This window comes from Streptomyces sp. XM83C (assembly GCF_023072675.1).
Lineage (GTDB): Bacteria > Actinomycetota > Actinomycetes > Streptomycetales > Streptomycetaceae > Streptomyces > Streptomyces thermocoprophilus.
This window is the reverse complement of sequence record NZ_JALLGL010000244.1, coordinates 1-9,377: the sequence shown is the minus strand read 5'-3', so window position 1 is coordinate 9,377 and position 9,377 is coordinate 1. Positions and strand designations below refer to the sequence as shown.

Sequence of the window (9,377 nt, the reverse complement as noted above, 5' to 3'; positions counted from 1 at the left end):
GGATATGTATAAAAGAGACAGGGGTGGGCGGGTTCGGAGAGGCGCGAGAACTCCGTGATCAGGCGGCGGGTGACGGACGGGGCGAGCAGGGCCTCGCCGGCGGCGACCACACGGACCGCGTCCGCGAGCTGGCGGGCCGAGGCGTCCTTCAGCAGGAAGCCGGAGGCTCCCGCGCGCAGCGCCTGGTACACGTACTCGTCGAGGTCGAACGTGGTCAGCACCAGCACCTTCGCCGAACCGTCCGCGGCGATGATCTCGCGGGTGGCGTCGATGCCGTTCAGTTCCGGCATGCGGATGTCCATCAGCACGACGTCCGGGGCGAGTTCGCGGACCTTGTCGACCGCCTCGCGGCCGTTGACGGCCTCGCCGACGACCTCGATGTCGGGCATGGCGTTCAGCAGGACGGAGAAGCCCTCGCGGACCATCATCTGGTCGTCGGCGATCAGTACACGGATCGTCATGCCGGCTCACCGTCCTCGGTGAGCGGTCTGGCCGGCAGGAACACCGACACCTCGTACCCGCCGTCGGGGGTCGGGCCGGCGGTCATCTCGCCGTCGAGCATCGTCACGCGTTCCCGCATGCCGGTCAGCCCGTGGCCCGCGCCCGAGGGGGCGGACGCGGGCGGCGCGGCGGCCGGCGGGGGCGTGTTGACCACGCGCAGGCCGAGGCCGCCGAGCACGTACCCGATCTCCACGCGGGCGGAGGCGCCCGGAGCGTGCCGCAGCGTGTTGCTGAGCGCCTCCTGCACGATGCGGTACGCGGACAGCTCCACGCCCTGCGGCAGTTCACGGACGGCGCCCGTGACGGTCTTCTCCACCGGCAGGCCCGCCTCGCGCACATTGGCGAGCAGCGCGTCCAGGTCGGCGAGGGTCGGCTGGGGCGCGTCCGGCGCCTCGTAGTCCTCGGCGCGGACCACGCCCAGCACGCGGCGCAGCTCGGTGAGGGCGGCGACCGCGTTCTCCCGGATCGTGGCGAACGCCTTCGTCAGTTCCTCCGGGGGGTTGTCCACCCGGTAGGGGGCCGCCTCCGCCTGGATCGCCACCACCGACATGTGGTGCGCGACCACGTCGTGCAGCTCCCGCGCGATGGTGGTGCGCTCCTCCAGCAGGGTGCGGCGTGAGCGTTCGTGCGCGGTGACCGTCTGTTGCGCGGTCACCTCCTGCACGGCGTCCCGGCGGGTGTGCCACACGGTGACGGCGAGCAGCACCGGCGCGGACAGGAACAGGAACTCCATGGTGTTCGAGCCGCCGTACGGGTAGCCGTAGAAAGGCTCGGTGAGCAGGCCGAACACGGCCGTCAGCAGCCACATCCACGCCGCCGTCCGCGGCCGGGTGCGTATCGCGACGACCGTCAGCACGAACAGGTGCCCGGCGAACCCGGCCCGGTGGAAGGGCCAGTCCCCCGCCTCCTGGCCGACCAGGGCGAAGAGGAAGATCCAGGCGTACGACAGCCAGAACGCGGCCACGGGCCGCAGCAGCGTCAGCACCACCGCCACCGCGGGCACCCCGCTCGACAGGACGTAGAACGGCGAGGCGAGGTCCTGACCGCTGGAGGCGCCGGCGACCAGCGTCGCCCACGCCAGCAGCAGCACCAGCGCGTGCCGCACCCACCGCGCGTACCGGCGCAGCGGCGCCGGGAAGCGCCGTACGAAGGGGGCGTCCTCGGCGAGGCGGGGCAGCGGGCGGTAGGCGAGGACGTCGTTCAGCAGGTCCTGCCGCATACCGCGCAGCGCTTCCGCGGCGGCACGGAACTCGGGGCTGCGCGGCACGTACGGGGTGTGATCGCCGCCGGGGCCGGGCGGGGCGGTGCGCGTCTTCGTCGTGTCGGTCGTCTCGGTCACGTACGGAACGGTAGGCCGCGGCGGGCGGTGCGGTCGTCCTCCCTGGTGCGGGTTGTGCGGTGTCCGTCTCAAGTACTACGGGGCGCACGGGCCGCCGGGGGCCCGCGCGCCCGCTCGTGTCAGAACGGTTCGTACTCGCGCAGTCTGTTCACCGCGTCCAGGCGGGACGCGGCGCCCAGTTTGTCGAAGACGTTCCTCAGGTGCCGTTTGACCGTGCCCTCCGCGATGCCGAGCCGCGTGCCGATCTGGCGGTTGCTCAGGCCCTCCGCGACGAGGGCCATCAGTTCGCGTTCCCGCTCGGTCAGCGGGTGCGGGCCGGACGGGGCGGCCGGGCGGGGCAGGAACGTCGTCTTGCCGCCCGCCATCGCGCTGCGGATCGCGGAGACGAGGATCTCCCGGTCGACCTCCTTGTGCAGATACGCCGACGTGCCCGCCTTCAGCAGCGACTCGATCAGCCGCGCGTCGTCGTGCATCGTCAGGACGACGATCCTGGCGTGCGGGGCCTGTTCGCGCAGCGCCCGCACGGTCTGTAGCGGGCCCGGGCCGGGCATCTCCACGTCCAGCAGCACGATGTCCGGCTGGTGCCGGGCCGCGAGCGCCACGGCGGACGGGCCGTCACCGGCCTGGGCGACGACGGTCAGGCCCTCGTGCAGGTCCAGCAGCTCGCACAGCGCGCCGCGCAGCAGGCTGTGGTCGTCGGCGGCGAGGATGCGGATCTCCCGCCGCCCGGCCCCGGCCCCCGCGCCCGGCGCTCCGCGCGTCACGGCGCCCTGACGTGTTCCGGCGTTGCCGTCCGGTCGTATGCCGGTGTCCTCGCTCATCCTGTGTCCCCCGTTCATCCCCCGTGCTCCCCCTGTCGTCGTCTCCGTCTCTCAGGTGTGTTCCCGTGCTTCCACAGAGCCTCCCGCGCGTGCCGGCTGCGGCAGCGGCACCTGGAAGTGGACGCGGGTGCCGATCCCCGGATAGCTCGCCACGCGCAGCGCGCCGCCCAGGCCGTGCACGCGCTCCCGCATCGACGACATGCCCCCGCTGCCGCCGCTCGCCGCGCCCGACGCGTCGAAGCCCCGCCCGTCGTCCTCCACGGTGCAGGCGACGCTGTCCGGGGCGATGGTGACGTCGACGTCGATCCGGGAGGCGGCGGCGTGCGTGAACGCGTTGCGCAGGCACTCGCGGACCACGAGGAAGATCTCGCGGCGGCGGTCGGCGGGCAGCCACGCCTCGTCGCCGTTGATGCCCACGGCGACCTGCGCGCCGTCGGCGACGGCCTGCGTGTAGGAGTTGATCTCGGCGTGGAGGCTGTCGCGCAGTTCATAGCTGCGCAGCCCGCTCACCAGGGAGCGGGTGAACCGGAAGGTGTCCCGCAGGGCTTTGCGGGCGTCCGCGATCCGCGTGTGCGCGCTGCCGCCGGCGGCCAGGTCGGCCTCGTACAGGTCCAGGCAGCGCAGGGCGAGGCTCAGGCTGGAGCCGATGTGGTCGTGGATGTCGCGGGCGAGCTGGTCGCGGCGGGCGGTGTTGGCCTCGCCGACGCCGCGCAGGGTGGACGCCTCGTAGCCGATGGCGCCCGCGCGCACACGCGTGGAGATGCTGCTGTGCAGCATGCGCACGGCGCGGGTGAGCCGGTCCATGGCGGTGTCGGCGGATAACGCGCGGGCCTCCTCGACGAGCGCGTCCGTGCCGACCTCGAAGAGCAGGTATGCGGCGAACAGCGAGTCGATCGGCGGGATCTGCTCGAAGGCGCGGCGCATCCCCAGCGCCATGGAGGTCAGTTCGGCCTCCATGGCGACCTGCACCTGCTCGCCGTGGAGCGCTGCCAGGCACTCGGTGAGGATGTCCCGCGCCTGGCCGCGCGCGGAGTTCCATACACGTTCATCGCGTACGAGAGCACTGTCGGCGTCTCTGAGACCGGCCGCGTACGCGGCGAGCGCCGACTCGACCACGGCGGCCCGACGGTCGGGCCGCGGCCCGGCGTTGGCTGACATCCCGGCACTTCCCCCTTTGTCTCGACAGCCGGGACGTGTGGGGCCGCTCCAGCAGGTCGAGCCGAACCGTAGCAACGTTCTTTTACAGACAAGGAGGCGCGCCGTAAAGATTCTTTCAAGAACCGTTCGCAAAGGGCGCTTTGTACGGGAAAAGACCGCCGCGCGTCTCGCAACCCGGACACATGGGAGTATCACATACCGAGCAACAGCGCGGCCCCGGTGGCGAGATGAACCCCGTACTGGGTGGCCATCGCGACCCGGTACGGGCTGCGCGGCGCGACCGCGCGCGGCGCCAGACAGCGGGCGGTCAGCAGCGTCGCGCCGACGGCGAGCGCCAGCGCACCGGTCGTCAGCGGGACGGGCGTCGTCGTCCACGGGGCGCCGGCCAGCGACAGCTGGGCCAGACACAGCGCGGCCAGCGCGCAGAACGTACGGGTGGCGGCCTCGCCCCGGACCACGGCGAGGGTGCGCCGCCCCGCCAGCGCGTCACCGCCCGTCGAGCCGAGGTCCTTGGCGACGGCGCCGATCAGCCCCACCCACAGCGACATCACCGCGCCGAACAGCAGCGCGGCGACGCTGGGCGTGGACCCGGTGGCGAGCGCGCCGCCCAGATAGGTGACGAACGTGGCCACCGTGGTGACACAACTCGCCGACCAGGCACGCAGCTTCGCGGCGCCGCGGGGCGCCGAGTACAGGTAGCCGAGGACGAGGAACACCGCCACGCAGACGGTGGTGCGCGGTGTGAGAACGCTCAGCGCGACCGCCGCGACGGCCAGCGCCACCACGGCGGCCCGCGCGGTCGGCGCGTCGAGCCGGCCGGAGGCCAGCGGCCGCGAGGAGCCGTTGGCGCGGTCCTCCGGCAGATCCATCAGGCCGTTGTAGAGGTACACGCAGGTCGTGGCCGCCCACCAGGCGACGGCACCGGCCAGCACCGTGAGGCCCGGCGGCCGGCCGCTGCCCAGCGTGCACAGCGCGCCCAGCGCGAACCGCAGGACGAACGCGGCCTGCACGAGCGGGCGCGCCTCCTCGACGCACAGCAGCAGCCGGCGCCCGAAACGGCGGTCGGTAAGGGTTCGATGACGTTCGGCGACGATGCTCACGGCAGCGAATGTAGAGCGGCCGGCACGGAAAAAGCACGAGGAACAAGGCATTCCGTGATGTCACTTTAGTGGTACGCCCATGTCCCGTGCGGGGCAGTTCTGTTGAGGGCGTCATTCCCCTCCTGTTTCAGTTCAACACGTCAGGACGAAACCCCACGAGACAGGAGCCGACGTGCCGGGGCAGACGCTAGCCGAGAAGGTCTGGGACGCCCATCTGGTCCACCGGGCCGAGGGCGAGCCCGACATCCTCTACATCGACCTGCATCTGCTGCACGAGGTCACCAGCCCGCAGGCCTTCGACGGCCTGGAGCTGCGCGGCAGGAAGGTGGCCCGCCCGGACCTCACCCTGGCCACCGAGGACCACAACACCCCCACCCAGGACATCGGTCTGCCCATCGCCGACCCGACGTCCCGCGCCCAGGTCGAGGCGATCCGAAAGAACAGTGAGAAATTCGGCGTCACCCTTTATCCATTGGGTGATCCGGGTCAGGGAATTGTCCATGTGATCGGCCCGGAAACAGGATTGTCACAACCCGGTACGACGATTGTGTGCGGGGATTCCCACACCTCCACGCACGGCGCGTTCGGCGCGCTCGCCTTCGGTATCGGCACCAGCGAGGTCGAGCACGTCCTCGCCACGCAGACGCTGCGGCTGCGGCCGTTCCGCACGATGGCGGTGAACCTGCGCGGCACGCCCCGCCCCGGTGTCACCGCGAAGGACATCATCCTCGCCGTCATCGGGCAGATCGGCACCGGCGGCGGGCAGGGCCACGTCATCGAGTACCGGGGCGATGTGATCGCCGGGCTGTCGATGGAAGCGCGGATGACCATCTGCAACATGTCCATCGAGGCGGGCGCCCGCGCCGGGATGATCGCCCCCGACGACACCACGTTCGCCTATCTGAAGGGCCGCAAGCACGCCCCGAAGGGCGCCGACTGGGACGCGGCCGTGGAGTACTGGCGCACCCTGCGCACCGACGACGACGCCGTCTTCGACAAGGAGGTCGACGTCGACCTGGACGCGCTGACCCCGTACGTCAGCTGGGGCACCAACCCCAGCCAGGTCGCCCCGCTCGACTCCGTCGTACCGGCGCCCGAGTCCTTCGACGACCCGGCGCAGCGGGCCGCCTGCGAGCGGGCCCTCGCCTACCAGGGCCTCACCCCGGGCACCCCGCTCGCCGGCATCCCCGTCGACGCCGTGTTCCTCGGCTCCTGCACCAACGGCCGCCTGGAGGACCTGCGCGCGGCGGCCGAGGTGCTGCGCGGCCGGCGCGTCGACCCGAAGGTGCGGATGCTCGTCGTGCCCGGCTCGGACCGGGTCAAGGCCGCCGCCGAGGCGGAGGGCCTGGACAAGGTGTTCCGCGACGCCGGCGCCGAGTGGCGCAACGCGGGCTGCTCGATGTGCATGGCCATGAACCCCGACTTCCTACAGCCCGGGCAGCGCGCCGCGTCCACCTCCAACCGCAACTTCGAGGGACGTCAGGGCGCCGGCTCCCATACCCACCTGGTGTCGCCCGCGGTGGCCGCCGCGACCGCCGTCGCCGGCGCCCTCGCCTCGCCCGAGTCCCTGCCCGCTCCCGTCTTCGCCGAGGTCTGACCCATGGAACCGTTCGTCACCCACACCGGGCGCATGGTGCCGCTGCGCCGCAGCAACGTCGACACCGACCAGCTCATCCCGGTCCGCTTCCTGAAGCGCCTCACCCGCACCGGGTACGCCGACGGGCTGTTCGCCGTGTGGCGCACCGACCCCGAGTTCGTCCTCGACCAGCCGCAGTACGAGGGTGCCACCGTGCTCGTCGCCGGCCCCGAGTTCGGCACCGGCTCCTCCCGTGAGCACGCCGTGTGGGCGCTGCTCGACCACGGCATCCGGGTCGTGCTGTCGCCGCGCTTCGCCGACATCTTCCGCGGCAACTCCCTGAAGAACGGGCTGCTGACCGTGCAGCTCCCCGACGACGTCATCGACGAACTGTGGCGGCGCGCCGAGGAGTTCCCGCAGGAGCCGGTCACCGTCGACCTGGCCGCGCTGGAGGTGCGGGCCGGTGAGCTGACCGTGCCGTTCGAGCTGGACCCGTACCACCGTATGCGGCTGATGGAGGGCCTCGACGAGATCGACGCCACTCTGCGGCACGCCGACAAGATCCGGGCGTACGAGGCCCGGCGGCCCTCCTTCAAGCCCACCGTGACGGCGGCCTGACGCCCTGCCGGCCCCCGCCGGCCCACGCCGGGACCGGCCGGGATGCGCCCGCCGGTCCGGCGGGGACGGCCCCTCGGTCCGGCCGGGACCGTCGGCGCACCCGGCCGCGTATCCCCCCGGCCCCTGTGTCCGACGGTCCCGGGCCCGTACCGGACGGTCCCGGCCCCGTACCGGACGGTCCCGGCGCCGTACCGGACGGTCCCGGCCCCGTCGGCTTCCGCCGGCTTCCGTCGCCCAGGAGGTGCGATGTTCACCGCTCAACGTCTGTTCACCGGCTACCGGGTCCTGTCCCGCAGCTACTTCCACCTCACGATCCTCTTCGTCTTCCTCTACGACCGCGGCCTGTCCCTGCCCACGGTCGAGCTGACCCTCGCCGTGTACGGCGCCGCCCTGGCCCTCGCCGGCCCCGCCACCAAGCCGCTCGCCGCCCGGCTGAGCCTCACCGGTGCCGTCGCCACCGGCGAGTGGCTGAAGGCGGCCGGACTGGTACTGCTCGCCCTGCCGGGCGGGCTGCCCGTGGCGATCGCCGGGCAGATCATCGCCGCCCTCGGCTTCTCCCTGGCCAGCGGCACCGATTCGGCGCTGCTCGCCGAGGTGTGCCGCCGCGACGGCGCCGACGCCCGCCTGTGGGAGGGGCGCAGCGGCTCGCTGACGTTCGCCGCCGCGCTCGTCGCCGGGGTGCTCGGCGCGATCCTCTACCAGGCCTCCCACACCGCGCCGTTCTACCTCTCGGCGGCCATGTCCGCGCTGGCCGCGCTGACAGCGCCGCTCGTCGGGCGGGGTCTGCCCGCGACGGGACCCGCACCGGCCGCGAAGCCCACGGACACCCCGGCCGACCGGCCCCGGAGCGGCAAGGGCCCCGCCTACTCGGCGGCGCTGCGCTGGAGCGCGTACTACACCGTCGTACGGGCCTTCGTACTGGCGCTGTTCATCGGCTTCCTGCCGTACCTGCTGTATCTGCGGCTGCATGTGTCGCTGCCGGTGTTCGGTCTGGTCCTCGGCTCGTACACGCTCAGCGGCTACTTCACCGCCCGCTACGGCCGCACCGCCGTCGACCGGTTCGGCGCCCGCGCCACCGCCACCGCCAGTGCCTCGCTCGCCGGCGCCGGTCTGCTGATCCTGCTGTGGCAGCCGAACACCGGCGGCGCCGCCGTCGCCACCCTCGCGCTCGGCGCGGGCGTGGGCGCCGTACGGCCCGTCGCGGTCGGCGCCATCGGGGAGCTGCTGGCCGGCAGGCCCGCCGCCGAGAGGGCCGCCGCGCTGCGCGCCAACGAGGCCCGGTTCGCCGCCGTCAACACGCTGCTGATCCTGCTCGCGGGGCTGCTGCTCGACCGGGTCGGCTTCCCGCAACTGCTGCTCGGCGTCGTCGTCGCCTATCTCGCGCTCGCCGCGACGGCCGTCCTCGCCCTGCCCCGCGCCACCGCCGCGGAGCCCTCCGCGCAGCGGCCGGTGGCGGCCTGAGGACCACCGCCCGGAGAGCCGGCATCCCCGGAAGCCGAACACCGGAAGGCCACGGACCGGAAGGCCACGGACCAGAGGGTCACGCACCAGAGGGCCACAGGCCGGAAGGCCGCACACCGGAAGGCCGCCACCTCGGCCGGCCCACACCCAGAAGACCCACATCCAGAAGACCGACACCCGAGAAGGACCGCAGGCGAGAAGACCGCCCTGCCGTCCGACCGTCCTCTCACCGCAAGGAGTTGACCAGAACCATGTCCGCCCCCATCCGCCGGCGTGCCGCCCTCACCAACGCGCTCGCCCAGCAGCTCCTCGACGCCGCCCGTGAGGCCGCCGCCGAGCTGGGCCAGCCCTCCACCATCGCCGTCGTCGACGAGTCCGGCCACCTCAACGCCCTGGCCCGGATGGACGGCGCCGCCCTGCTCACCGTGGACATCGCCCAGGACAAGGCGTACACGGCGGCCGGATTCGGCATGCCGACCGACCAGTGGCACGAGTTCATCAAGGACGACCAGCCGCTCGCCATGGGCGCCCCCACCGGCATCCGCCGCCTGATCGTGTTCGGCGGCGGCCTGCCGATCGTCGTGGACGGCGACGTCGTCGGCGGCATCGGCGTCAGCGGCGGCCACTGGAGCGACGACATCAAGATCGCCAAGGCTGCGCTGGCCACGCTCGACGACTGACAGTGAGGATGTACGTGAGCGTTCCCCGGCGGGGTCTGACCCAACGCCTGACTGACTCAGGGTCCTCAACGGGATCTGTCGACCCTGTCCGGGGGACGTTCGCCTGCATCCGTCGGGCCGGGG

At 72.6% G+C, this 9,377-nt stretch carries 9 protein-coding genes; 4 read left to right on the top strand and 5 right to left on the bottom strand.

Annotated elements, in window-relative coordinates; all coding sequences use genetic code 11:
• The 5 genes from MTQ10_RS23045 to MTQ10_RS23025 all read right to left on the bottom strand — a co-directional run.
• The coding region (locus tag MTQ10_RS23045; protein ID WP_247471951.1) for a response regulator at window positions 1-461 on the bottom strand (461 nt) is incomplete at its 3' end.
• The gene (locus tag MTQ10_RS23040) at window positions 458-1,840 is read right to left on the bottom strand and encodes a sensor histidine kinase (RefSeq protein WP_247471949.1); all 1,383 of its coding nucleotides are present in this window, start codon (window positions 1,838-1,840) and stop codon (window positions 458-460) included. The genes MTQ10_RS23040 and MTQ10_RS23045, both read right to left, overlap by 4 nt.
• Before the next feature lie 119 nt (window positions 1,841-1,959).
• Window positions 1,960-2,661, bottom strand: coding sequence for a response regulator (locus MTQ10_RS23035; protein ID WP_247471947.1), 702 nt, complete (start codon window positions 2,659-2,661; stop codon window positions 1,960-1,962).
• Window positions 2,662-2,712: 51 nt separating this feature from the next.
• Window positions 2,713-3,819: a sensor histidine kinase gene (locus MTQ10_RS23030; protein ID WP_247471946.1), complete on the bottom strand. Its 1,107-nt coding sequence runs from the start codon at window positions 3,817-3,819 to the stop codon at window positions 2,713-2,715.
• 191 nt (window positions 3,820-4,010) lie between these two features.
• Entirely contained in the window at window positions 4,011-4,919 is a 909-nt protein-coding gene (locus tag MTQ10_RS23025) for a UbiA family prenyltransferase (protein ID WP_247471944.1), read from the bottom strand.
• Window positions 4,920-5,091: 172 nt separating this feature from the next.
• Between MTQ10_RS23025 and leuC the strand changes: the two genes are divergently transcribed.
• From leuC to MTQ10_RS23005, 4 genes are all read left to right on the top strand, one after another.
• A complete protein-coding gene (leuC, locus tag MTQ10_RS23020) occupies window positions 5,092-6,516 on the top strand; it encodes a 3-isopropylmalate dehydratase large subunit (protein ID WP_247471941.1) in 1,425 nt (474 codons plus the stop codon).
• Window positions 6,517-6,519: 3 nt separating this feature from the next.
• Window positions 6,520-7,113: a 3-isopropylmalate dehydratase small subunit gene (leuD, locus tag MTQ10_RS23015; RefSeq protein WP_247471931.1), complete on the top strand. Its 594-nt coding sequence runs from the start codon at window positions 6,520-6,522 to the stop codon at window positions 7,111-7,113.
• Window positions 7,114-7,359: 246 nt separating this feature from the next.
• Window positions 7,360-8,574 (top strand): hypothetical protein, encoded by a 1,215-nt coding sequence (locus MTQ10_RS23010; RefSeq protein WP_247471930.1) that lies wholly within the window; start codon window positions 7,360-7,362, stop codon window positions 8,572-8,574.
• 251 nt (window positions 8,575-8,825) lie between these two features.
• Window positions 8,826-9,254 carry a GlcG/HbpS family heme-binding protein gene (locus MTQ10_RS23005; protein ID WP_247471929.1) on the top strand — a complete coding sequence of 143 codons (429 nt, stop codon included), beginning with the start codon at window positions 8,826-8,828 and terminating at the stop codon, window positions 9,252-9,254.
• Window positions 9,255-9,377 lie beyond the last annotated feature (123 nt).